We start from the raw sequence: 23,720 nt of genomic DNA, 5'->3' as shown, positions 1-23,720 counted from the left end.
GACTCTTTCCGTGGTGCTTGAGGGGAATTACTAGTCAGAGTTTTGGGTGGCAAGGAGGCGGTCGACCTCGCTGGTGAGGTGTTGTTTCAGCTCCGGCTCCAGGTCGTTCCAGTGCACATCCATCAGGGCGCCCTGGAGAGCGTAGAGCATTACTTTGGAGGCGTTAATCCCCCGGTTGCGAATACTGATAAAAGCCTCGACAGGCCCAACCCTGCGCAGATCATCGTGGGAGCGAATGCCAATAGAGTGGAGAATATTGACCGAGGCCAGGCCCAGGTTTTTTAGTTTTAATAGTTCTGATTGACTCGGGTGCATTCGGTTTTCCCTACCAGTTTGAGCGTCCGTTGTCGCAGCCAACCCCTCGACTGCGGCTTTGAACTTAACATAAATTAACAGGTGGCTAACAAACATTACCGCCAGATTATTGTGCGGCGCGCCTGCTTTTGGTGCCCCTGCTTTGGTGCCATAGTTAAGGGCGATTGTCTGCGCTCTGTTAAAGTAGGCATAGCCTGTTGAATAATTTAGCCTGCCCTTTGGAGTTCGCCTAATAATGAGATGCAAATGTTATCGACACCGCTGAAGCGTATGTTATTTGGACTCGGCGATGAGCATGTCATTGTCGACCCAGCTTCTGACCAGCTTTTACATCCCGAAGCACTGATCGCCTTCCAGCGCTTGAGTCGGGATGCCCGTGAAGAGGGGTTTGCCCCTAAAATCGTTTCCGGTTTTCGCGCCTTTGATCGACAACTGTTGATTTGGAATGCCAAAGCGCAGGGTCACCGCCCGGTTCTCGATAGTCACGGTACTCCCCTGGATATTGAACAGTTAAGCGAGCGGGAGCTGATCTTCGCTATCCTGCGCTGGTCCGCATTGCCGGGAGCATCCCGTCACCACTGGGGTACCGATTTCGATATTATCGATGCGGCGGCAGTCCCCGCTGACTATGCAGTCCAGCTCACCCCCCAGGAGGTGGCGGACGACGGAGTTTTTGGCGCCTTCCACCGCTGGCTGGATAACCAAATCAGCACGGGTAATAGTTATGGGCTGTTCCGGCCCTATGCAGAGGATCGCGGCGGAGTCGCACCGGAACGCTGGCACCTGAGCTATGCCCCCAGGGCCCGAGAGCTTCAGGAACTTCTCAGCGTGGAGCGCCTGTCCGAGTTGCTGCAGGAGTCAGAACTATCCCTGGGCACTGCGGTTTGCGAGCACCTTCAGGAAATCTATACGCGCTATATCTGGGTTCCGGATCACTGCTACCCCCCATTTAATGGGCAACTATAGCGGCCTGTTGAGATAGGTTGGTTACAGTTCATTACCACCTCAATGGGGGGTGGCAAGAAAGCTACTTTGCGATGGAGGCTTCCTCTTGAAAGGGGCTAGTGATCCTGCCAAGCTGCGCCGCAGTGAATGCCCTGGGGAATATAAGGGAGATGAATTATGGGTGAGGAAGCGGCCGTTCAAGGGCAGCGGGATATCTGGCAGGCGATGCGGGCTGAAGCCTCAGAGGCGGCTGCTGGCGAACCTATCCTGGCAAGTTATTTCCACAATACCATTTTGCGCCACAAGTCTCTGGGTGATGCTATGGCGGATCACCTGGCTTCGGTGTTGGAGCACAATGCCCTCACGGCAACCGCACTTCAGGAAGTGATTGCCACGGCTCTGGCTAATGATCCGAGTATTTCCCACTGTATGAGCGAGGATATTTGCGCTTGGTATGACCGGGACCCGGCTTGCGACCAGTACCTGACGCCTTTCCTGTATTTTAAGGGTTTTCACGCCCTGCAATCCCACCGGATAGCGCACTGGTTGTGGAATCAAGGCCGCCATACCTTGGCGCTCTATTTCCAAAGCCAGGTATCGGAACAGTTCTCGGTGGATATCCACCCAGCAGCGCGATTTGGCTGCGGCATTATGATCGATCACGCCACTGGATTAGTGGTGGGGGAGACCTGTGTGGTTGAGGACAATGTCTCGATTCTCCACTCGGTGACATTGGGCGGCAGTGGCAGCGGCAGCGGCGATCGCCATCCGAAAATTGGCCCCGGAGTGATGATTGGCGCCGGTGCTAAAGTACTGGGTCCGGTTAAGGTGGGAGAGGACGTCAAAATTGCCGCCGGTAGCTTGGTCTTGCACGATGTGCCCGCTCATACAACCGTCGCCGGTGTTCCCGCCCGCCAGGTAGGAGGGCGTGTTGAAGGGGCCCCGGCTTATACCATGGACCAGACTCTGGATTCGGAAGAGTAACTCAGGGAAATATTATTGATGTCGCAATCCACCTACAGCTTGGTTTTTCGCGGTGATTTGGTGGCGGGTTTTACCGCTGGTGATGTAAAAGCCAGTATGGTGCGCCTGTTTAAAAGTAATCCCCAGGCGATAGAGAAACTATTCAGTGGGCGCCCGCTGGTACTGAAAAAAGGCTTGTCTCTGCCCCAAGCACAGCAGTTTCAGGCAAACCTGGCCAAAATAGGCGCACAGGTCAGCATTAAGGATGAAAGCGGAACAGCTGTTACTGAGCAGAGCAAGCCCAAGGAGGAAGCTGCGGCCAAACCGCAGTGGACCTTGGCACCCATGGAGGGAAACCTCGTAAAGGAGCATGAACGCAAGTCGGTGGAACCGGTCAGCGTTGAGGTAGAGCATCTCAGTTTGCGTGCAGCGGAAGGCCAGCTTCTGGATGAGAGTGAGCGCAAGGGGGAGGAGCCGTCTCCTGTCCCTGTTCCCAATTGGGAAGTTAACTGACAGGGTCTCTCCTAACAGGCAATAAAAAAACCGGCACTAGGCCGGTTTTTTTATTGCTCAGAGTCTTCTGAAAGAAGTGAGGCTTAGCCTTCTTCTTTCAGGTAGCGCTCGCGGGAAGCCATAACTTCTTTGCGTGCAGCTTCGGCGTCAGCCCAGCCTTCTACTTTAACCCACTTGCCCGCTTCCAGGGCTTTGTAGTTTTCGAAGTAGTGCTCGATCTGCTTGATCAGCAGCTCGGGCAGGTCGCTGATTTCTTCAACGTGATCGTACAGCTTGGTCAGCTTGGTGTGCGGTACGGCCAGCAGTTTGGCATCAACACCGGATTCGTCGGTCATGTTCAGAACGCCAACAACACGAGAGCGGATTACAGAACCAACCATTACCGGGTAAGGCGCTACAACCAGCACGTCCAGGGGGTCACCGTCTTCAGACAGAGTCTGGGGCACGTAGCCGTAGTTTGCTGGGTAGAACATCGGAGTGGCAACGAAGCGATCCACAAATACTGCGTCAGAGTCCTTGTCCACTTCGTATTTGATCGGGTCGTGGTTGGCAGGGATCTCGATGATTACGTTGATATCGTTGGGCAGTTCTTTACCTGCCGGGATCTTTTCGAAGCTCATTGCTGGTCCTGAATGAATAGATAACTGAAAATCTGGAGCGCGGATTATATATGCTGAGGGGCTCGGCTGAAAGTCACGCCTGCGCCGGGTTTATGGCGTCGAAGCTCGTCTGGCGGGTCTATCCTGTAACTCGGAGATAACAACAACGGGGCAGGACCAGTCATGGTAAAGGCACGGGAGGTAAAAACCGCTCAGGAGGCCCGCGCAATTGTCGAAGAACGAGGCCTCAGTCATGTCAAAGTGGGCTTATTTGATACCGATGGTGTAATGCGTGGCAAATATATGAGCCGCGCCAAATTCCTCTCATCCCTGGAAAAGGGCTTCTCGTTTTGCGATGTGGTCCTGGGCTGGGATATCAAGGATCAGCTCTACGACAATACCCGCTATACCGGTTGGCACACCGGATATCCAGACGCTCCGGTCCGCATTCTTCCAGAAAGTTGCCGGGATGTACCTTTTGAAGATGACATGCTGCTATTTCTCGCCGAGTTTGACGGTCGCGCCCAGGCGTTGTGTCCCCGCGCAGTTCTGCGCAGGGTGATTGAACGCTGTCGCTCATTGGGGTTTGATCCCTGTGCCGCCCTGGAGTACGAATTTTTCCTGTTTGACGAAACGCCCGATTCAGTGCGGAACAAGGGTTTCCGCAATTTAAAGCCTTTTACCCCCGATGTGTTTGGCTATTCCATACTGCGAAATTCTGTCCACGGTGAGCTGTATCGGGAAATCCTGGAACTGAGTGAGCGCATGGACTTCCCCTTGGAGGGTCTGCATACAGAAACAGGTCCGGGAGTCTTAGAGGCGGCTATTGCAGTGGACGGTGTTGAGGCTGCTGGAGACAAAGCTGCCCTGTTTAAAACCTTTATAAAAGTATTGGCACAGCGAATGGGCTTGATGGCCACTTTCATGTCCCGCTGGTCCAGTGAGTACCCGGGGCAAAGCGGGCATATTCATTTATCACTGCGCAATAGTGGCAGCGGTGATTCGGCTTTTTTCGATTCGAGCCAGCCAGATGGTATCAGCCAGGTAATGCGTCAGTTTATTGCTGGGCAGCAAAGGTTGATGCCGCAATTCCTTGCCCTGATGGCGCCGACTGTCAACAGTTATCGCCGCCTGGTACCAGGGTATTGGGCGCCAACAGGAGCCAGCTGGGGAGTGGAAAACCGCACAACGGCACTGCGCGCTATCCCGGGTGGCGATACTTCCCAGCGCATCGAATACCGCTTGGGGGCCGCCGATGCCAACCCCTATTTAGCACTGGCAGCAGCTTTGGGCTCGGGTCTTTACGGTGTTATGCAGCAGTGGCAGCCCAGTGAGCCTGTTGCCGGTAATGCTTACTCGCTGGAGTTGGAAAACGAACAAGTGCTGCCGGGCACACTGTGGGAATCCACGCAGCAATTTAAGGCGTCAGAAGCGGCACAGGAATTATTTGGCAGCGACTTTGTTGAACACTTTTCTGCCAGTCGCGAGTGGGAGGAGCGGGAATATCGCCGCCATGTGAGTGACTGGGAGTTGGAGCGGTACTTCGAAATTATTTAATTGGGAGTATCGACGCCGATGAAGACTACAAAAATCATGCACCATCTTCAGTGTATTTCCCCTATTGATAACAGTGTTTATGTAGAGCGCGCTCTGGCCGGAGAGGTGGAAATCCGTGTAGTGCTGGATCGGGCCAGTAAAGCACAAAAAGCATGGAGGAGAACTCCCCTCAATGAGCGCATCGCCATTGTCGAGCGGGCTGTGGAAATATTTGCCGTTAAAAAAGAGCGTTTGGGGCGGGAGCTGTGTTGGATGATGGGGCGTCCAATCCGTTATGCAGGAGGAGAAATTAACGGGTTTATGGATCGTGCGCAGACCATGGCACAGCTTGCTACTGAAGCCCTCGCTGACATTCAGTTACCTGAGAAGCCGGGTTTTACCCGGTTTATCCGCCGCGAGCCATTAGGGGTCTCCCTGGTAATTGCCCCGTGGAATTACCCTTACCTGACGGCGGTTAATGCAGTGGTGCCGGCACTGCTATCGGGTAATGCAGTTATTTTAAAACACTCGGCACAGACGCCGCTGTGTGCTGAGCGAATGGTGGAGATTTTTCGCGAGGCGGGATTGCCCTACGGTGTTTTTCAGTTTCTTCATTTAAATCATGCTTATACCCAGCGATTAGCCTGTGCGGGGGAAATCCAGCATGTTGCTTTCACCGGCTCGGTTGGCGCTGGAGCGAATCTAGAACGCACAGTTGCCGGTCGATTTATTCAAGTGGGACTTGAACTGGGGGGGAAAGATCCAGCCTATGTTCGCGCCGACGCCGATATTAACCAAGCTGTGGCTGCGGTAGTCGACGGCGCCTATTTTAATTCCGGGCAGTCCTGTTGCGGTATTGAGCGGGCCTATGTGCATGAAGATATTTTTTCTGAGTTTATTTCCCAAACGGTCGACTTACTACGTGACTATCGACTGGGGCGCCCGGATCAAGTGGAAACCACTTTGGGGCCTTTGGTGCGTGCGGAAGCTGCAGACCGGGCTCGCGCACAGGTGGATGAAGCGATAGCGGAGGGCGCGAAGGTCCACTTGGATGTGAATGAATTCCCAATGGACAAGCGGGGTACCCAATATATGGCACCGCAACTGTTAACCCGGGTGCGACACCACATGCGAGTGATGCGCGAGGAGACTTTTGGGCCGGTGCTGGGGGTGCAGAAAGTGCATGATGATGGCGAAGCTCTAGAATTTATGAATAACAGCCCATTTGGTCTTACTGCGGCTATTTTTACCCGCGATGAAGATGTTGCAATGGAGATGGGAGGGTATTTAGAGGCCGGCACTGTTTTTTTAAATCGTTGTGATTACCTGGATCCGGAATTGGCCTGGACGGGTGTTAAGCAATCTGGTCGTGGATGTACGCTTTCTAAAATTGGATTTGAGAATTTAACCCGCCCCAAGTCATTTCATTTTAAACATGATGGTTAGCGGGAACGATTGCCGGATGCAGAAAGTGAAATTGTCTGCCTGTTTTCCGAAAGGTCACAGCCTATTTTTAATATGCAAAAGTGACAGAACGTCAGAGAGGAAATTGTGGATAAATACCATGTCAATTGGAATTATCCCACGACCGTTTGGGTTGGCCCCGGTCGCATTACTGAATTGGCTGAAGCTTGCCTGGAGCTGAATATTCACAAGCCTCTGTTAGTTACTGATCCTACAGTCGCCGCATTGCCACTGATCGATAGTGCGATTAACCCATGCCAACAGGTGGGTCTGGAAGTTAGCGTTTTTTCCAAAATCAAAGGTAATCCCAATGAGATAAATATCGCCGATGGGGTGGCCAAGCTGCGTGAGCAGAAGTGCGATGGGGTCATTGCCTTGGGCGGGGGCTCGGCCCTGGATGCGGGCAAAGCCATTGCCCTTATGGCGGGACAGCAGCACAGTATTTGGGATTTTGAGGATATTGGCGATAACTACAGGCGTGTGGACCCAGAGGGTATTTTACCGCTGATTGCCATTCCCACGACGGCTGGCACAGGTTCTGAAGTTGGCCGGGTTGCGGTAATTACCGATGAGAAAGCACAGGTTAAGAGGCTGATTTTCCATCCGCGCATGATGCCGGACATCGTTATTCTCGATGCTCAATTGACAATGGGGTTGCCGCCAGACCTCACCGCAGCGACGGGAATGGATGCGCTGTCACACAATCTCGAGTCTTTTTACTCCCCTCAATATCATCCTATGGCCGAGGGAATCGCCCTGGAGGGGATGCGCCTGATCAAGGAGTATTTGCCTCGAGCTTATGCTATAGGCGCAGAACTCGAGGCGCGTCAGCAAATGTTGGTAGCTTCCTGTATGGGGGCTACAGCTTTCCAGCGGGGCTTGGGCGCTATCCACGCCCTGGCACATCCATTGGGGGCCCTGTATGACAAGCACCATGGTTTGTTAAATGCGATATTGATGCCCTACGTTCTGATCGCCAACCGTCCAGCCATCCAGGTGCCTATGGGGCATCTGGCACTTTATCTACAACTGGCCGGTAATGAGATGTTTGATAGCGGATTTGATGCGGTACTCAACTGGTTGCTCGGATTGCGCAAGCAGCTGGGGATTCCCCACAGCCTGTCGGAGATTGGAATTGATGATACTGATGCCGACAGAGTTGGGAAAATGGCATCGGTGGAGCCTTCCGCTAGTACTAACCCAATGCGTTTTAACGGGATAGAGTATCGGGATATTTTCTTGCGCGCCTGTGAAGGTACCGTCACCCTGTAATAAATCCCTGCGAATAGACGACAGAAGAGAATGTGTTCCATCGACAATCGGTAAAGGACTGAATGATGCGCAGTATTATTGCTCTCTTGTTCCTCTCATTGGCCAGTATTTCCCTGGCTCAGGATTCATCGAATATTCGCACGGCTATTTTCGCAGGAGGGTGTTTCTGGTGCATGGAGCCGCCTTTTGACAAGGTCGATGGCGTTTTGGAAACCACCTCAGGATACAGCGGTGGCCATGTCAAAAACCCGACCTATGAACAGGTATCTTCCGGTGGTACGGGGCATGCGGAAGTTGTTCAGGTAAAGTACGATGCGAATAAAGTCAGCTATTCCGACTTACTGAATATTTTTTGGCACAACGTTGACCCTTTTGATTCTGGTGGTCAATTTTGCGATCGCGGTGACCAGTACCGAGCCGAGATTTTTTACGACAATCAAGAAGAAAAGGTGTTAGCAGAGGAGAGCAAGAAAAAGGTAGAAGCGGAGTTGGGTAAAAAGGTGGTGACACAAATAAAACCCGCTGCAACCTTTTATCCCGCAGAGGCCTACCATCAGGACTATTACCAACGTAATCCCCTGCGTTACAAGTACTATCGCTACCGCTGTGGGCGTGATAAGCGCTTAGAGGAGGTCTGGGGGAAAGCGCCAAGTTAACGGATTGCCTCTCCGCAGGGTGAATATGGCACCGAGTCCCACTTTGTTTGACGGGGAAGTCCTGGAAACAATCAATGATTTTCCAGTGCTTTACCGTTATATTTCGGCGGTTAGTACCAATCCGCTAATGGTATTTATTCCAGGCACAGCACATCTAGCGCGTATTTTCTACGGCTATCCCGGTGGCCGCTCAGATGATTTTATAAGTCACTGGGTTAATCGAGCGGGTTTTCCCTTCCTTGCTATTTCTTACCCTGTGGAAAATGCCGTTTTTTGTAGTACTCACCCGGAGTTTACAATTCAAGATTGGGGAGATCAGGCTGCAGAAATTATTGCCAAGATTTTGTCTGAATATAACCTTCCAAATTCGGTAGTGGTGTGCGGCTGGAGTATGGGAGGGAAAATCGCTGGGGCTCTAGCGAGGGCGGCGAAAGCCTTGAATTTTTCGATTGAATGCTTTGTGGCTATGGCCGCAGAACCCGCATTGCCGGGCTTTCTTCCCGAAGCTAATGCCAAGGCCATCGAAATGACAGTTGATGGGATGGCCAGTCGAAAGGGCATATATCCTGCCTTTTTGGCCGCGCTTGATGAGCAGAATTCCTTAAACCAACACACAATTATTCCCAAAGATATCTATCGGGAGGCGTTCCTTGGAGCAATTCCCATCGCGCTTATTGGCACTGGATTAATGTATGATGGGCAAGGGTTTAAGGAAGATCTTTCCAGGGCATTGAAAACGGCAAACACCTTTGATTTCTTGGACTATCCAATTCCCGTTGTTATTCAGAGTGATTCAATGGGGGATTTGGAAAACGTGCTGTGCAATATTGATGATTGGGCATTTATTCGCAATCGAGTTCTTGCCAGTAAACTTTTAGGAAGTGCATCTCCAGAGCAGATTCCAAGGGAAAGGTGGGAGCTAGTACAGCTTATTATCCGCTCGTCTTCCGCTTATTTTTCACAGACCGTTACAGGTAACCATTTCTTCTTTGTTGGCGCTATTGGGGCGCGCACTACTGTTAAAAGTATCGAAAAGCTTTTGGCCAGGGTGAGAAGTATCCAGTCCTAATAAAGCACTTCTTAATAGCCTCATGGTGCTCTGGTTAAGTTGTCAGAGATTTTTAAATTAACATTTTGGTTATTTTACGATCCGCTCTACTTGTTTAAGGCTTACTACTGGGGTGGAAGAAAAGAATCACCATAGGGTCCAAGCACGGTGTATTCTTCCCTTCTCCCTTTTTAGTAGGCTATGCGGGTTGTAAGGCTTGTTCATGCTGATATTGGGTGAAATAGAGTTTCTCAGAAAGCTCGGTAATAAAATCGATGTTTTCGACCTTGTCGGCCATACTTTCCATTCGGTCTTCTCCATTTAATGCCCCCCAGATGCTAGCAGCCATGGCACCCAAGGTATCTGTGTCACCACCTAGAGAAAAAATATTAGCTAATACAGACGTTAAAGGAGAGTTTCGATACTTAAGTCCAAAGTAAATGGCGGTGATACAGGACTCTGGCGCGGTAATGCCATTACCCAGCCATTGCTTGATTTGCTGCGGATGTGGGATCTTCTGGTTAAACAGTAGAGTCGCACACTTTTCCAGTTTGCAGCGATATATTTCGGACTTACAGCTTACTTCCAGTTTGTTCAAAATCTCTCTGTTTGAGCGATCTTGCAGGGATTCACAGATGGCGATAGCGATCAAGTATGCTCCCTCGACAGCAACTGGATGGGCGTGGGTGATTTCAGACACCGATTGTACATATTGCTTGAGGCGATAGTCATTTTGGGGGTGGCAGAGGGCAATAATAGGTGCCCTCATGGCGGCCCCATTGCCGATAGAACCGTGCTTAAATTTTTTTCGGTTTAAATCTTGCCAGCGTTTACCATCCCTGACGCCTTTGAGTAGTTTCGCTGCACTGGGACCATATCCTCTGCTCCAGCGATAACTTTGGGCAAATTTTTTGGCTATGTGGTCCTGATCAAGGTAATTATGTTCAAGAAAGGAGGTCGCAATATCAATAGACATCTGCGTGTCATCGGTGTAACGCTTTCTACCCTGTTCGGTTTTCCCGATAATTTTCCAGAGTTGTCTTTCTAGAATGCCACCCTCGTACGGGGCGCCAAATGAATCGCCGATGGCTATTCCTTTAAAGCAACCTCTGTATTTACTGAGCTTTATCATTTTTTGATTTCAATACCTTACTCTCAGGGGAAGTCGCTACTAGCTATAAGGACCACTATTAATTGCTGTTATAAGTAATAATTTTATTCTAGAAAACATCTATTGGTAGTTAATGGCTTGCGAGTGGAAGGATTTTATTTTAGGTAAGAGCGAGCCGATATTTAAAGCTAATCGGCTCGCCACTAAAGTCGCTATATCATTTAATTAATACAGGCATCGTTAGCACTGCCAAAAGTGTTTCTAATCCATACATTGCCAGTGCAAGCAGGGTGGTTGTGGTCAGCAAGATCTGCGCCAGCATTATTTTCTGCGGTATTGCCAATGATCAAGTATCCGACTTGCCCCAGTCCCAACATCATAATGCCGTTAACGCCGTTATTATCTGATAGATTGTTGGCAACAATGCCGCCATCCCCACTATCAATTACAATCCCACTCGACATATTGAGAATCGTCTCATTGAATCTGATGAGAGTATTGTCACCAACGATCTTTATTCCTTGGAGACCGTTACTTGATGCAACAGAGTATCTCACACGATTACCGTCACCCATAACGCGTATGCCCATACCCCCATTGCCGCTAGCATCGGAGGCTTCAACAGTATTGCCTGAACTCCAAAGGGCGATTCCTGCAATAGAGTTTGATGAAGCAGTGATATCAAAGATTTGATGGCTGCCATCGCCTTCGGCAGATACGCCATTGTTACAGTTTGTGATAGTGCTTCCACCAACAGTATCCTCAAGGACTCTATCGCTGTCTTTCAATTGAATGCCAATTCCGCTGCCATCACAGCTGAGGTGGTAACCCGCCATATCGAGTGATCCGCCAGCATCTATCACGAGTGCAGGATGGCTTGCGCAGCCAAGAATATCGCCGGTAAGTGATTCTGCGGTTGTAATGGTATCTCCACAGCTGACAGCTGATGCGACGGCGGAGAGCGATAGTGCTGCAATACCGGATACAGCGAGCAATGATGCTTTTATAGAATTCATATTTCTATTTTTCATATCAAATTTCCCTAATTATCTGAGTAATTAAAAAAGAGAGTGAACACCCAAAGCCATGGAGATTGTGACCTAGGTTTGGGAAAGAACCATAGGAAATTTTTCCTAATTTATTGGGTTTTATTTGATATTTTGGTGATAATAGATTGTTTTTATTCTATTAAAATATTTACTTTTTTATTTTAGGTGGAGGTGCTTAATGCTGGTGCGAAAAATGAAGAAGCCGGCATTATAAAAATAAGCGTTGTTTGGGTGTGCAATGGCTACTTTTTAAGATTTTTTGCGAGAATCTTTACGCAATCTGCCCTCTGTTCGAAAGTTGTATTGGCAAACCCGAGCACCAACCCTGAATCTTCATTTTTATTGGAATAGAAGAGCGATAGTGGTGTGCTGCCAAATCCGTATTCGCGTAGTTTTTTTGAAAGGGTGATGTCGTCGTGTCCCGGCGTGGATATAACCAAGTGCATACCGGCACTACTGGCAATTAGTCCGGCTGGAGGTGGTATTTCTTCTCGAATAAGCTGACAGAAATGTTCCCATTTCTTCATATAGCTAGAACGCATTTTGCGAAGATGTCGCACAAAATGCCCCTCATCGAGAAAGTCTGCCACGACAGCTTGTGTGACTAAGGGGGAGTGGCCAGATAACATTTCTTTTGCTTGGGTAAATGCCGCTACTGTAGATTTAGGCACCACTAAATAGCCCAATCGTAGGCTGGGTAGTAAGGTCTTACTAAAGCTCCCCATGTAGAACACAGGTGTATTTTCTCCCATGCCCTGGAGTGCCGCGACGGGTTTATGTTGGAATGAAAACTCACTGTCGTAATCATCTTCAATTATCCAGCAGCTCGCCTGTGTCGCCCAATCCAACAGTTTGATCCGTTCACCTGCGGGCATAACACCACCCATTGGGTACTGATGTGTTGGCGTAGTAAAAAGTAACTTGGCTTGGGTTGCACTATTGACCAGCTTATCAACATCCAAGTGCTTATCTTTCAGGTTCGCTGGTACGAGCTTTGCTCCAACAGATTGGAAAGCTACTCGAGCACGGCGATATCCCGGGTTTTCTATATAAACCTTGTCTCCCTGGTTAATCGCGACCAGTGCACATAGATTCAGGGCCTCCTGAGCTCCATTGGTAATAATAATTTGTTCAGCCTTACAGCGAACTCCCCGGGAGTTGCGCAAGTATTCCGTAAGTGCTAAACGCAAAGGTAAATAACCTTGGCTTTGCCCGTAACCTGCAAGAGCTAACCTGGATTGGTGGCGGCGGTATAATTTATTCCAAATAGTGAATGGAAATGAGCTTAGATCCGGTAGGCCGGGGGTGAAGGGAAGAGATTGATCTTCACTTTTCTTACCCCAAGATAAAGTCTGTGCAAAATCACCATAGTGAGAAAGTGATGGTAAGTACCTACTCTTCTGTGCTTGCCAACCCTGCCTGTGTGTTTTCTTTGTGTAGGCCGGCAATTCGGGAGATACAAATACGCCTTTCCCTGGATGGCTGGTAAGGAAGCCCTCCGCTTTCAGCTGGTCCAGAACTAATGTCACCGTATTGCGGCTGATAGAGAGGAATTCAGCCAACCGGCGCGAGGAGGGGAGCTTGGTACCAGCAGCCAGCCGGCCGTTGCAGATCCAATCTACCAATTGTCGATACAACTGTTCCTGTAGCGGCTGGCCTGATTCGAGAGTTAGGTCTGTAAGCTCGGCAGCACTCAAAACTGGCACCATGAAATAGTTAAAACTGGCGCTTATCAGCGTACCAGCAAGATCCTACATTGGCGATATCTATTTCATACCAGAGTGAATTAAAGGAGGTTTTATGAATTTACATTCGCCAATCTCTGATGAATTGCCAACCTCAGCAAAGAGTCGTGTACGTCGTGCTCCCAAGCGTGCCAGTTATCGGCGAGAGGATGTTTATAAGCTTATCGATGAGCTAAAACTAGGCCATGTCGGTTTTATTGAAGACGGTGAAGTCATCATTATTCCTTTAACCATTTGGCGTCTGGGGGAGTTTTTGTATTTTCACCTGGCTAACAAGAGCCGGCTACAAAAACTATTGGAGGCAGGAGAACAGGTCTGTATTTCATTTGCCCGCTGCGATGAGTGGGTACTGGCCAAGTCAGCTTATCATCACAGTGCTAATTATCGCTCTGCGGTATTGTTTTGCCGAGGTGAGAGGGTCAAAGAGCAGCGGGAATTTGATGCGGTTTTTAAAGCGATTATTGACGATATAGAGCCGGGGCGCTGGGATCAGGTGCGCCTCCCCAGCCTACAGGAGCGCAAGGGAACAGCTTTGATGCGCATGACTATAGAGGAGGGGGCTTTCAAAAGCCGAACTGGCGCGCCATCCGATAATAAAGAGGATTTGGCTCTGCCTGTGTGGAGCGGGGTCAAGCCTGTGTGCCCGTTTCGCTAGTGCTCAATTTAGCAAAGTAAAGGGAGCCTTATAGGGCCTCTGCCACTACTTTTAATGCGATTTGAATGATCTCCTGCTGGCCGGCTTCAATATCGGGGATAACACCCTGTCCTTCCCAATTGGGGCGGCTGCCGGCAATCGTAGAAACCGGGCGTTTATCTGGGATACCGATTTCAAAGCCATAGGGGAGGGATTTGGGGGACTCCATCATATGTGCCCCACCGGCGCTGGCATTACCGACAATCGTGGCTCGGCCCAGCTGTTGTAGTGCGAAGGCGGTACTCTCAGATGCAGAGAAGGATCTCCCATCAATCAGAATGACCATTGGTCTGTCACTCCCATAGGTGGGCCAGGGTTGAGGTGAAATACGTTTCGGTATTTCTCTCCCCTTGCGGCTTTCAATAACAAAGGGAAAGGGAGAATGGGGGTCAATAAATGACTGCAGAACAGCATTGGCGGTTTCTTCGTCTCCGCCGCCATTACTGCGTAAATCGAGTATTAGGCCCTCGCTGTGGCGAAGCAGGGTGAAAGCCGCAGCGAGGGTTTGGTGGGCATTTTTATAGGTGTGGAAAGAAGAGAGGGAAAGGTAGCCAATGTTACCGGGAAGAATCTCAATTTTCTTAACGCCGTAGTTATTGCTGGGCGCTTCAGCCTGCCACTGTTCAATCCAATTGTGGGCTTCTTTTTGGTTATCTATATGCTCTATATAGAAATGCTTATCACCGGAAAGGGTGCGAATTTCTTTGGTAAGTGCGCTGGCTAATTGTTGGTAGTCACTACAAAGATGATTAAAGTGTTTGGATTCTGCCAGGCTATTGAGTTGAGCGGATAGCGCCTGTCCTTTTTCCTCCAATATATAGTGCTTCTGAATAGCTACTGCAGCAGCTTTAATAACCGGGCCTGTCTCAAACTGGCAGGAACTCATTGCGCCGGAACTTGCCGCGAGAGACATGGAAAAAAAACTGATTAATACCGCTAAACTCATCTTGAGTTGGCGTTTCATATTTATGTAGCCTCTATTGATAGATTTTCTTGTATCCGCTCTAAATAAGGACGTTTCTCTAAAGCTTGAATTGCTTGATTGAGCAGCTCTGATAGTTCTGTCGGTAATTCGCTATTGAGGGACTGCTCAGCTTCCAGAGTTGCTATCCACTGCTGTTTTAACTTGGGTATCAACGCACTGCCTTTGCGGGTCAAGCGTATTTTGCGCTGGCGAGCATCCTCTCCAGAAGAGGTCTGTACCAGCCCTTGCTTAATCATGTCTTTTACAGTTTGACTCACTGCGGGCTGGGAAATGTGGGTGCTCGCTACCACCTCACTAATGGTGATATCTCTCTTGTGGATAAGTGCACGCATTATCGGGGTGTAGCGGGGTTTGTAATTCTCTAGGCCACAGGCCCTATAGCTCTCTGCTACATCGCCATCCAGTAATTCCAGAATGTGACGAAGCTGAGTCCCCAGTTGGCTGTATTTCATAAAAGCTGTTCCATAAGCACTTATATAAGTGACTATATAACTTTTGGCGAACTTTTCAAGCTTCTTTGCCGCTATTCATCACCCCGTACAAATTCTTTGGCGCTTTTTTTGCATTGTGTGGCGAGTTTGGCGGGTTCTGTGTGAAATGGATTTTTGAACAAAGAGCTGAAATTTAAATTTCATATTTCATTCATCGAACTTTAGGAATTAACCGCCAATCTTTGCGCCGCGTGATCTGTGTCAGGTACGAGTGAAGAGAACATTATGAAAGAGATTGGCTTGGCTGCCCTTGCAGCCCTGGGGTTACCATTTTTGGCTGAAGAGGTCCAAGCCAGCGACCTCATTATTTCTGAATATATCGAGGGCAGTAGCAACAATAAGGCCCTTGAAATTTACAATGGCACGGGTGCAGCGGTTGACCTCAGTAGCTACAGCATTGAACTTTACTTCAATGGCTCCTCTGCGGCGGCTTCAATCATCGCCCTAAGTGGCAGCTTGGCAGACGGCGATGTTTACGTATTCGCCCACGCCAGTGCTGACTCCTCAATCCTGTCAGTAGCCGATCAGATTTATACCAGCGGCCTGTTTAACGGGGATGATGCGGTTGCCCTGAGTGGCCCCAATGGATATGTGGATGTTATCGGCCAGATCGGTGTTGATCCCGGTAGCCAATGGGGCGACAGCAGTCTGGGGACCCAGAACCAAACCTTAATTCGCAACTGGAGTGTGAGCGAAGGCCGTGCCGACGGCAGTACGGATTTTGACCCAGCTTCAGAGTGGTCTAGCGCAGGTCAGGATGACTTTTCCAACCTCGGCTGGCACAGCGAAGACGGCACTGGTGGTGGAGATGATGGCGGTGATGACGATGTTGTTCTCGGCGATTGCGGAGATATTTCTACGTTAATCAGCCAGGTTCAGGGTGATGAGTTTGAAAGCACTCTGGAGAATGAGCGCCACGAAATTGAAGCGGTTGTTGTTGGTGACTTCCAAGATACCAGCACTGGCCTTTCCGGCTTCTTCCTGCAAGAGGAAGACAGTGATCAGGATGGCCAGATCAATACCTCTGAAGGACTGTTTGTACACGACAAAGGCTTCGGTGTAGCTGTGCAAGTTGGGGACTTGGTTCGCGTCGGTGGTGTGGTTACTGAATACTATGACTTTACTGAATTAGACGAGGTTGATGGCGTCACGGTTTGTGGTAGCGGCTACAGTGTGACTGCCGAGGAAGTTACACTGCCGTTTAGTTCTGCCGAAGAGCAGGAGCAATACGAGGGTATGTTGGTTGAGTTCCCGCAAGCCCTGACAGTGAATGATCACTATAACCTGGGGCGCTATGGTGAAGTCACCCTGGCCAATGGCCGCCTCTATACTCCCACCCACAACAATGAGCCTGGGGTTGCAGCCGTAGCACAGGAAAGTGCAAACGATCTGAACAGGATTGTGCTGGACGATGGTTCCAGTGTGCAGAACCCGGAAGCTGTGCCTTATCCCGTCTCCGGCCTCAGTGCCAGTAATACCTTACGCAATGGCGATACGGTAGAGGGATTGCGCGGTGTAATGGGATATAGCTACAGCGCCTACCGAGTACATCCCGTGGAGGCGCCAGAATTTGTTGCTGCCAACCTGCGTGAAAACGCTCCACAATTACCGGGTAAGGGCAGTTTAAAGATCGCCAGCTTTAATGTTCTGAATTATTTCAATGGCGATGGTTATGGCGGCGGTTTCCCTACTTCCCGTGGGGCTGATACTGAAGATGAATTCCTGCGCCAGAGACATAAAATTATCTCCGCTATTTTAGGCCTGGATGCCGATGTAGTTGGTTTAATGGAAATTGAGAACGATGGCTACGGTTCGGAAAGTGCTATTCAGGATTTAATTAATGGCCTTAACGCGGCTACTGGCAGTGAAAACTATCAATTTATTAATCCAGACCTGACACAACTGGGCACCGATGAAATTACTGTAGGGCTAATTTATCGCAGCGATCGGGTAATGCCTGTAGGCGCTGCCGCGACAACTGATAGCTATCCCTTTGATGACGGTAACCGCCAACCTCTGCTACAGGCTTTTGCCGAACTATCAAGTGGTGAAGAGCTGGCCGTGGTGGTCAACCACTTTAAATCGAAGGGAAGCTGTCCCGAAGATGGCAGTTTGAACGATGATCTGGGTGATGGACAGGGCTGCTGGAACTCCCTGCGCACCGAAGCTGCAGATGCCCTGGTTTCATGGATTGATTCTGACCCGACAGGTAGCGGCAACGACCGTGTTCTGGTGCTCGGCGACCTCAATAGCTACGCCCGCGAAAACCCAATTAGCACTCTAAAGGACGCTGGTTACGCTGATTTGTTGGAGGTTTTCGGTGAAGGAGAAGCTTACTCCTATGTCTACAGCGGTGAGTCCGGTTACTTGGATCACGCCCTCGCCAGTGAGTCACTGGCTCCTTTGGTAACAGGTGCGGCCGATTGGCATATCAATGCCGACGAGCCTCGGGTGCTGGATTACAACATCGAGAATAAAACCGATGAGCAGGTGGAGAGTTTCTACTCGACTGATGCATTCCGCGCTTCAGATCACGATCCGCTTGTGGTTGAGCTGGATCTGGGGGCAGATAACCAGGAGCCGGTTGCTGGGTTTGAGTGGGGTGTTGAAGGCTTCGAAGTGAACTACTTCGACAGCAGCGTCGATACCGATGGCACTATCGTTAGCTGGGCCTGGGATTTTGGTGATGGCACTACCAGTACTGAGCAAAACCCCAGTCATAGCTACGATGCAGCAGGCACTTATTCTGTAATTCTCCAGGTTGAGGACGACCGGGGAGCGATCTCCACCGTTGAGCAGCTTGTACCAGTTGAGGAGGTTGTTGATCTTCGGGCTGATTTTAAAGTCCACACCTTCCTGCGCTGGGTGTGGATTGAAGAGCGCAGTAGTTACGATGGCGACGGTAACCTGAGCTATGAGTGGGACTTTGGTGATGGCACCAGCCGCTCCGGCCCCATGGCACTGCATCGCTATGCCACCGGTGGTAGTTATGAAATTACCCTGACAGTGAAAGACGATCTGGGTAATGAAGATAAAGCCTACCGTGAAATTGAGATTCGCAAGCCGTTTTGGCACTGAGATGGATATCAACAACAATAAATAATTAACTCCACATATTGAACGGTCGGATATTAAGGCAAGAGATATTCGGCCGTTTTCTTTCCTCTCCACGTTAATTACGTATTTTTCATCTTTACCTCCTTGGGCATATGCCCGAGTGTTTCACTTCCTCGTTTTCATATTGGTAGCCCGGCAAGACTCCATTACGAGTCATTAAAATCTTTATTATATGGATCATTGGAGGGGAAAGTGTTTGTGTGTGCCCGATCCCTGAATTGGAAAAAGACTTGAGTAAAGTGCCTAAGATGTCTTCCTGGAGTATTGAGATATCACTGGGGCCTATCAGAGACGTATCAAAATAGATAAATATTTAATGCAAAGAGTGTCGTTTTTAGTCAGCGTGTGTTTTATTGCTTCAGGTAAATCAGTTACTAGTGATCAGCGAAGCTATTAAACCACTGGGGGAGACATAGTTTGCAGGCATTTAAGACATTGGAAGGTTTAAGCCTGGAATGGACCGGCACCCACTATTCAAAGCAAGGTGATTTCCCCGACCTTTCTACCCACACGGTAACCTATGAAACCGCGACACATTGTTACGTTACGGCGTCGGGAGAGTTAGTTGGGGAAGCTTCATATACCTATGAAGCCATGGACGATAGGATGGCGGCGTTGATTTATCGGCCTGATATATATCAGGGGCGAAAAGGTGTGGTGCTTTATGCGATGCTCGATTTTGTACAGATGATGGATCGCGCCATTATTCTCTATCAGGATCGGCCACTAGCGCTGGCAAATGGCAGTTTTCAGGTGGTGAATACCCCTGTGCGACCTACAGCCTGAAAATTGAAAAATAAGGAAAATGGTGAGCTTATGAGAGAGTGCGAGAAAATTAATTATATTGAGTTGCCCTCCAGGGATTTGGGTAAGACAAAAGCATTTTTTACCGAGGCATTTAATTGGACTTTTACCGATTACGGTCCGGAGTACACCGCTTTTTCAAATGCTGGATTGGATGGTGGCTTTTTCAAGGCAGAGTTGCAGAGCACTACCGAAAATGGATCTGCATTAGTGGTGTTATACAGCCGCGACCTGGAGGGTACCCTGGAGAAGGTCACGCGATGCGGAGCCGAAATAGCCAAGCCAATTTTCCCGTTTCCCGGTGGCAGGCGCTTCCATTTTAGGGAACCTTGCGGCAATGAATTTGCGGTTTGGTCTGATGTGGAGTCTGCGTAGAGGCGTTTACAGAAAAAAGCCCCCGATTTTACTCGGAGGCTTTTGGGAGACTGGCAACCGTTTCTATTAAGCTTCGAAATCGGTAGCCAGCTTCTTTTCCACCAGCTGCTTTTTCAGGGTGGGGTACTGGGGAATGCCATTTTTGTAGGGAGGGTAGTCCTCGCCTTGAATTAATGGCAGCAGGTACTTGCGTCCCTCTTCAGTAATTCCAAAGCCGTCTTCGCTGATATATTCGCGCGGCATAAATTTTTCTACGTTGGCGACTTCAGACAGTGGCGCCTCTGCGATGGACCAGCTGTACTCTTCACCTTCTGCGCGAATAATGGCTGGCATAATGGCATTTTTGCCTGCTGCAGCCATTTCCACTGCGGCGCGACCTACGGCGTAGGCTTGCTCAACATCGGTAGCAGAAGCGATATGGCGGGCGGCGCGCTGGAGGTAATCTGCCAGGGCCCAGTGGTACTTCAGGCCGAGTTCGCTTTTGACCATGTTGGCCAGGGTCGGTGCAACACCGCCCAACTGCTTGTGGCCAAAGGCGTCGGTGGTGCCGGCATCGGCAAGGAAGGTACCGTCGCCGTATTGGGCGCCTTCGGAGGCGACGATAACGCAGTAGCCTTTCTCGTCTACGGTCTTTTGTACCTTGGCGAGGAACTTCTCTTTATCGAAAGCGATTTCTGGGAACAGGATAATGTGGGGTGCATCGCCTTCCTGTTCTTGGGCCAGAGCGCCGGCAGCGGCAATCCAGCCCGCGTGACGGCCCATCACCTCGAGAATAAATACTTTGGTGGAAGTAGCGCACATGGAGGCTACGTCCATGGCTGCTTCCTTGGTGGACACAGCAACATATTTGGCAACGGAGCCAAATCCCGGGCAGTTGTCGGTCAGGGGCAGGTCGTTATCCACAGTTTTGGGAATATGGATGGCCTGGATTGGATAACCCATGGTCTCGGACAGTTGGGATACTTTCAGGCAGGTGTCTGCGGAGTCGCCGCCACCGTTGTAAAAGAAGTAGCCAATATTGTGCGCTTTGAAGACTTCGATCAGGCGCTCGTATTCTGCGCGGTTCTCTTCCAGGCTCTTCAGTTTATAGCGGCAGGAACCAAAGGCACCGGAGGGGGTGTGGCGCAGTGCAGCAATATCCTCTGCGCTCTCTTGGCTCACGTCGATCAGCTCCTCGCGCAGCGCGCCGAGAATACCGTTTAGCCCTGCGTATACATTGCCAATCTGGTCCGGGTTTTCACGCGCAGCTTCAATTACGCCGCAGGCGGATGCGTTGATCACGGCGGTAACGCCACCGGACTGCGCATAAAAGGCGTTCTTTTTCGACATGGTTATCCTGTGCTTATAGAGATATAGAGAAGTATCCCGATCCGGTAGTCCGCCTCGCATCTAGTTTTAAACAATTGTGCCAGTGGGGATAACCGGGAGCTCGTATCGGGTGTCGACCCTTTCGGGAAAATTCCTACCACCGTACCGGGGATGAGGCCGACCAATGCGGGGGCGGAGTCTAATGGAATAGCGAGTAAATTGCATGGTAACTGGGGTATTTGGCAATTACTGGCCCGAATTGCCGTGTTAAGCTTGCGCCGCAACCCGTAGGAGTACATTTTTCCGCTATGCATATTCATATTCTAGGTATTTGCGGCACATTTATGGGCAGTTTGGCCCAACTGGCGGTGGCGGAAGGGCACCGCGTAACCGGCAGTGACGCCAATGTTTATCCACCTATGAGCACCCAGTTGCAACAGGCGGGTATCCAAATTACCGAGGGCTATGATCCCGCACAGCTGGAGCCCGCCCCGGACCTGGTGATTATTGGCAATGCCATGTCCCGGGGGAATCCGGCAGTAGAGGCGGTGCTGGAAAAAGGGTTGGCTTACACCTCTGGCGCCCAGTGGTTGTGCGATCACTTCCTGGGTGGCCGCTGGGTATTGGCGGTTTCCGGAACCCACGGCAAAACCACCACCGCCAGTATGCTGGCCTGGATTCTGGAAGCGGCAGATATGCAGCCCGGCTTCCTGATCGGTGGGGTCCCGGCTAATTTTGGTGTCTCTGCTCGTTTGGGAGAGTCTCCCTTCTTTATTGTTGAGGCGGATGAGTATGACACTGCCTTTTTCGACAAGCGTTCCAAGTTTGTGCACTACCGCCCGCGCACGGTGATTATCAACAATCTCGAATTTGACCACGCAGATATCTTTGAGGACCTGGCGGCAATCCAGAAACAATTCCATCACCTGGTACGAACTGTGCCTGCTAGCGGCCTGATAGTGGCCTCTTCCGAAGAGAATGTAGAGCAGGTACTTGATAAAGGCTGCTGGAGTGAAGTGCAGCGGGTTGGTAGCGAGTCTGCCGAAGGTGTGCGAGTGGGTGATTGGTGCGCAGTGGATATCGCCGCCGATGGCAGCAGTTTTACGGTTCAGTTTGAAGGCGAAGTCGTGGCGCGGGTCGAGTGGGACCTGACCGGGCAGCACAATGTGCAAAATGGCCTCGCGGCTATGGCTGCGGCGCGGCATGTGGGTGTCACCCCAGATTTGAGTGCGGCAGCTCTGGCACGCTTCCAGGGGGTTAAACGTCGTATGGAGTGCCTGGGAGAAGTGGCCGGCATCCGTGTTTACGATGATTTTGCCCATCACCCTACCGCGATTGAATCCACCCTCAATGGCCTGCGGGCGAAGGTTGGGGAGGATAAAATCATTGCCCTGATTGAACCGCGCTCCAATACCATGCGTATGGGAGTGCATCAGGGCAAGCTGGCCGATTCTTGCTCCGGGGCCGATGTGGTGCTCTGGTATCAGCCTGAGGGAGTTAACTGGTCCCTGGAAGACGTCGCCCACCACTCATCGGTGCCGGCCAAAACTTTTGATTCGATTGAAGATGGTGTGGAATCTGTTTTGCAGCTAGCCGATTCCGGTAGCCATATCGTAGTGATGAGCAACGGCGGCTTTGGCGGTATCCACCAGCGCCTTATCGGTGCCCTGGAACAGAAATACGATCTCTAAGTCAGAAGACTAATGTTTCCTGCGCAGTCCTATGCTCGCAGGGCTTAATAAGGTATCGACTTTGCATCAATCTCCTTTCGAGAAGACCGTGACCCTGGCTATGACCGGGGCTTCCGGTGCCCAGTATGGTTTGCGCCTGCTTCAGTGCCTGCTGGCTTCGAATGTGCGCGTATGGCTGCTGCTGTCCGAGGCGGCTCAGGTGGTCATCAACACCGAAACTGATATGCAGTTGCCGGAGGGCGATGAGCGCGAGTTGCAGAATTTCCTCGCCGATCGTTTTGCCGCGCAGGAAGGCCAGCTGACCCTTTTCAGCAAGCGCGATTGGTTTTCCCCGGTGGCTTCTGGAACCGGGGCGCCAGCCAGTATGGTGATCTGCCCGGCAAGTGGTGGCACCTTGTCTGCGGTGGCCTGTGGAGCATCGAACAACCTGATTGAGCGGGCTGCGGATGTAGCCCTGAAAGAGCGCCGCCAGCTCATTCTGGTTCCCCGCGAGGCACCTTACTCCGAGATTCACCTGGAAAATATGCTGAAACTCACCCGCATGGGGGCCATGATCCTGCCGGCCAGCCCTGGCTTTTACCAGAGGCCCAGTTCGGTGGAAGATATTGTGGACTTCGTGGTGGCGCGGTTGCTCGACCAGTTGGGCATCGAGCAGAAGCTGTTGCCCAGCTGGGGAGAGCAGGATGGGCAATGAGATAAAACCGAGTATTACGATTCACTACTGTGTGCAGTGCAACTGGATGTTGCGAGCCACCTGGATGGCCCAGGAATTGCTGCACACTTTCGCCGATGACCTCAATCAGGTTGCATTGCAACCGGGTACTGGGGGAGTATTCGAGATTCGGATTGGCGAAATTTTGATCTGGGAGCGCAAGCGTGACGGCGGCTTTCCCGGTGCCAAGGAGCTCAAACGTCGCGTCAGGGATACCCTGTTTCCCGAGCGCGACCTGGGGCATATCGACAATCCCTGAAAAAAAGTTCCAATAAAACGGTGCGGTGGCAAATTTTAGGTTTGCTAATTCATCGCATAGGCGAACAA

23 protein-coding genes are annotated in these 23,720 nt (G+C 50.6%); 15 read left to right on the top strand and 8 right to left on the bottom strand.

Features of this window, described 5'->3' with window-relative positions:
* Nucleotides 1-30 precede the first annotated feature (30 nt).
* Complete coding sequence (locus tag ACJJIM_RS15905; RefSeq protein WP_108735343.1) at nucleotides 31-315, bottom strand: TfoX/Sxy family protein; 285 nt, start codon at nucleotides 313-315, stop codon at nucleotides 31-33.
* A 246-nt stretch (nucleotides 316-561) separates the two neighbouring features.
* Here ACJJIM_RS15905 and ACJJIM_RS15900 point away from each other — a divergent pair, with 246 nt between their 5' ends.
* From ACJJIM_RS15900 to ACJJIM_RS15890, 3 genes are all read left to right on the top strand, one after another.
* On the top strand, nucleotides 562-1,281 hold the full coding sequence (locus tag ACJJIM_RS15900) for a M15 family metallopeptidase (protein WP_413663167.1): 720 nt from the start codon (nucleotides 562-564) through the stop codon (nucleotides 1,279-1,281).
* A gap of 156 nt (nucleotides 1,282-1,437) precedes the next feature.
* A complete protein-coding gene (cysE, locus tag ACJJIM_RS15895; RefSeq protein ID WP_282931441.1) occupies nucleotides 1,438-2,244 on the top strand; it encodes a serine O-acetyltransferase in 807 nt (268 codons plus the stop codon).
* 18 nt (nucleotides 2,245-2,262) lie between these two features.
* Nucleotides 2,263-2,736: a hypothetical protein gene (locus ACJJIM_RS15890; RefSeq protein WP_413663166.1), complete on the top strand. Its 474-nt coding sequence runs from the start codon at nucleotides 2,263-2,265 to the stop codon at nucleotides 2,734-2,736.
* Nucleotides 2,737-2,819: 83 nt separating this feature from the next.
* Here ACJJIM_RS15890 and ppa read toward each other — a convergent pair whose 3' ends face one another.
* Complete coding sequence (gene ppa, locus ACJJIM_RS15885; protein WP_282931443.1) at nucleotides 2,820-3,356, bottom strand: inorganic diphosphatase; 537 nt, start codon at nucleotides 3,354-3,356, stop codon at nucleotides 2,820-2,822.
* Between the two features lie 162 nt (nucleotides 3,357-3,518).
* Between ppa and ACJJIM_RS15880 the strand changes: the two genes are divergently transcribed.
* From ACJJIM_RS15880 to ACJJIM_RS15860, 5 genes are all read left to right on the top strand, one after another.
* Complete coding sequence (locus tag ACJJIM_RS15880; RefSeq protein ID WP_444911433.1) at nucleotides 3,519-4,892, top strand: glutamine synthetase family protein; 1,374 nt, start codon at nucleotides 3,519-3,521, stop codon at nucleotides 4,890-4,892.
* Between the two features lie 18 nt (nucleotides 4,893-4,910).
* Complete coding sequence (locus ACJJIM_RS15875; RefSeq protein ID WP_444911432.1) at nucleotides 4,911-6,317, top strand: aldehyde dehydrogenase family protein; 1,407 nt, start codon at nucleotides 4,911-4,913, stop codon at nucleotides 6,315-6,317.
* Nucleotides 6,318-6,422: 105 nt separating this feature from the next.
* Complete coding sequence (locus ACJJIM_RS15870) at nucleotides 6,423-7,607, top strand: iron-containing alcohol dehydrogenase (RefSeq protein WP_444896224.1); 1,185 nt, start codon at nucleotides 6,423-6,425, stop codon at nucleotides 7,605-7,607.
* A gap of 65 nt (nucleotides 7,608-7,672) precedes the next feature.
* Nucleotides 7,673-8,263, top strand: coding sequence for a peptide-methionine (S)-S-oxide reductase MsrA (msrA, locus tag ACJJIM_RS15865; protein WP_444911431.1), 591 nt, complete (start codon nucleotides 7,673-7,675; stop codon nucleotides 8,261-8,263).
* A 25-nt stretch (nucleotides 8,264-8,288) separates the two neighbouring features.
* Entirely contained in the window at nucleotides 8,289-9,332 is a 1,044-nt protein-coding gene (locus tag ACJJIM_RS15860) for an alpha/beta fold hydrolase (protein WP_444911430.1), read from the top strand.
* Nucleotides 9,333-9,510: 178 nt separating this feature from the next.
* Here the strand turns inward: ACJJIM_RS15860 and ACJJIM_RS15855 are convergent, their stop codons facing one another.
* The 3 genes from ACJJIM_RS15855 to pdxR form a co-directional block, all read right to left on the bottom strand.
* Nucleotides 9,511-10,443 (bottom strand): ADP-ribosylglycohydrolase family protein, encoded by a 933-nt coding sequence (locus ACJJIM_RS15855; RefSeq protein ID WP_444911429.1) that lies wholly within the window; start codon nucleotides 10,441-10,443, stop codon nucleotides 9,511-9,513.
* Between the two features lie 200 nt (nucleotides 10,444-10,643).
* Nucleotides 10,644-11,453 (bottom strand): right-handed parallel beta-helix repeat-containing protein, encoded by an 810-nt coding sequence (locus ACJJIM_RS15850; protein WP_444911428.1) that lies wholly within the window; start codon nucleotides 11,451-11,453, stop codon nucleotides 10,644-10,646.
* Nucleotides 11,454-11,713: 260 nt separating this feature from the next.
* Complete coding sequence (pdxR, locus tag ACJJIM_RS15845; protein WP_444911427.1) at nucleotides 11,714-13,168, bottom strand: MocR-like pyridoxine biosynthesis transcription factor PdxR; 1,455 nt, start codon at nucleotides 13,166-13,168, stop codon at nucleotides 11,714-11,716.
* Nucleotides 13,169-13,271: 103 nt separating this feature from the next.
* On the opposite strand from pdxR, the gene ACJJIM_RS15840 reads away from it, so the two are divergent.
* A complete protein-coding gene (locus tag ACJJIM_RS15840; RefSeq protein WP_444911426.1) occupies nucleotides 13,272-13,871 on the top strand; it encodes a pyridoxamine 5'-phosphate oxidase family protein in 600 nt (199 codons plus the stop codon).
* 28 nt (nucleotides 13,872-13,899) lie between these two features.
* Here the strand turns inward: ACJJIM_RS15840 and ACJJIM_RS15835 are convergent, their stop codons facing one another.
* Nucleotides 13,900-14,874 (bottom strand): S41 family peptidase, encoded by a 975-nt coding sequence (locus tag ACJJIM_RS15835; protein WP_444911425.1) that lies wholly within the window; start codon nucleotides 14,872-14,874, stop codon nucleotides 13,900-13,902.
* A gap of 2 nt (nucleotides 14,875-14,876) precedes the next feature.
* A complete protein-coding gene (locus ACJJIM_RS15830; RefSeq protein ID WP_444911424.1) occupies nucleotides 14,877-15,347 on the bottom strand; it encodes a MarR family winged helix-turn-helix transcriptional regulator in 471 nt (156 codons plus the stop codon).
* Nucleotides 15,348-15,611: 264 nt separating this feature from the next.
* Here ACJJIM_RS15830 and ACJJIM_RS15825 point away from each other — a divergent pair, with 264 nt between their 5' ends.
* From ACJJIM_RS15825 to ACJJIM_RS15815, 3 genes are all read left to right on the top strand, one after another.
* Complete coding sequence (locus ACJJIM_RS15825) at nucleotides 15,612-18,464, top strand: ExeM/NucH family extracellular endonuclease (protein WP_444911423.1); 2,853 nt, start codon at nucleotides 15,612-15,614, stop codon at nucleotides 18,462-18,464.
* 456 nt (nucleotides 18,465-18,920) lie between these two features.
* Entirely contained in the window at nucleotides 18,921-19,289 is a 369-nt protein-coding gene (locus ACJJIM_RS15820) for a hypothetical protein (RefSeq protein WP_282931456.1), read from the top strand.
* Between the two features lie 30 nt (nucleotides 19,290-19,319).
* On the top strand, nucleotides 19,320-19,682 hold the full coding sequence (locus ACJJIM_RS15815; RefSeq protein ID WP_413663152.1) for a VOC family protein: 363 nt from the start codon (nucleotides 19,320-19,322) through the stop codon (nucleotides 19,680-19,682).
* 66 nt (nucleotides 19,683-19,748) lie between these two features.
* Here the strand turns inward: ACJJIM_RS15815 and ACJJIM_RS15810 are convergent, their stop codons facing one another.
* A complete protein-coding gene (locus tag ACJJIM_RS15810; protein ID WP_444911422.1) occupies nucleotides 19,749-21,011 on the bottom strand; it encodes a 6-phosphofructokinase in 1,263 nt (420 codons plus the stop codon).
* Between the two features lie 287 nt (nucleotides 21,012-21,298).
* On the opposite strand from ACJJIM_RS15810, the gene mpl reads away from it, so the two are divergent.
* Genes mpl through ACJJIM_RS15795 form a run of 3 tightly spaced genes read left to right on the top strand, consistent with a single transcriptional unit; the run spans nucleotide 21,299 to nucleotide 23,652 of the window.
* Nucleotides 21,299-22,681 carry a UDP-N-acetylmuramate:L-alanyl-gamma-D-glutamyl-meso-diaminopimelate ligase gene (mpl, locus tag ACJJIM_RS15805; protein ID WP_444911421.1) on the top strand — a complete coding sequence of 461 codons (1,383 nt, stop codon included), beginning with the start codon at nucleotides 21,299-21,301 and terminating at the stop codon, nucleotides 22,679-22,681.
* Nucleotides 22,682-22,712: 31 nt separating this feature from the next.
* Complete coding sequence (locus ACJJIM_RS15800; RefSeq protein ID WP_444911420.1) at nucleotides 22,713-23,375, top strand: flavin prenyltransferase UbiX; 663 nt, start codon at nucleotides 22,713-22,715, stop codon at nucleotides 23,373-23,375.
* Nucleotides 23,365-23,652 (top strand): SelT/SelW/SelH family protein, encoded by a 288-nt coding sequence (locus ACJJIM_RS15795; protein ID WP_282931461.1) that lies wholly within the window; start codon nucleotides 23,365-23,367, stop codon nucleotides 23,650-23,652. Before ACJJIM_RS15800 ends, ACJJIM_RS15795 begins: the two co-directional genes overlap by 11 nt.
* Nucleotides 23,653-23,720 lie beyond the last annotated feature (68 nt).

Source organism: Microbulbifer maximicatervae (SeqCode) (assembly GCF_052467615.1).
The sequence above is the reverse complement of the archived record's forward strand: the minus strand, read 5'-3'. Positions and strand labels throughout refer to the sequence as shown.